This is a genomic window from Priestia aryabhattai (assembly GCF_023715685.1).
GTDB classification, from domain to species: Bacteria; Bacillota; Bacilli; order Bacillales; family Bacillaceae_H; genus Priestia; species Priestia aryabhattai_B.
Window position 1 is genome coordinate 1 of the sequence record NZ_JAMBOQ010000079.1, and the last position, 438, is coordinate 438.

Below are 438 nucleotides of genomic sequence, written 5' to 3' on the forward strand. Positions count from 1 at the left end.
TTCATCGACGGCGAACAGCGCACGCCGCGCGGCGACGCCCGCCGCACCCTGCGCAACCCCGCCGACGACAGCCCCCTGGCCGAAGTGCGCCTGGCCGACCTGGAGCAGGTCGACGCCTGCGTGCAGTCGGCCCACCGCGCCTTCCGCTCCGGCATCTGGAGCGGCCTGGCGCCGAGCGAGCGCGAGCGCCTGCTGCTGCGCTTCGCCGAACTGGTGGAGCGCCACACCGAGGAACTGGCGCAGCTGGAAAGCCTGGAGCAGGGCAAGTCGATCCACATCGCCCGGGCCATCGAGGTCGGCGCCTCCCTCGGCTACATGCGCTACATGGCCGGCTGGGCCACCAAGATCGAGGGGCAGACGCTGGACGTGTCCATCCCGATGCCGGCCGGCGCGCGTTTTTCCGCCTACACCCGGCGCGAGCCGGTGGGCGTGGTGGCC

Annotated in this window: 1 protein-coding gene; it reads left to right on the forward strand. The window is 72.8% G+C overall.

Going from position 1 to position 438, the window contains the following annotated elements; translation table 11 throughout:
- Positions 1–438, forward strand: a 438-nt coding sequence (locus M3225_RS29025) for an aldehyde dehydrogenase family protein (RefSeq protein WP_251400771.1), incomplete at both ends; no start/stop codon positions are given.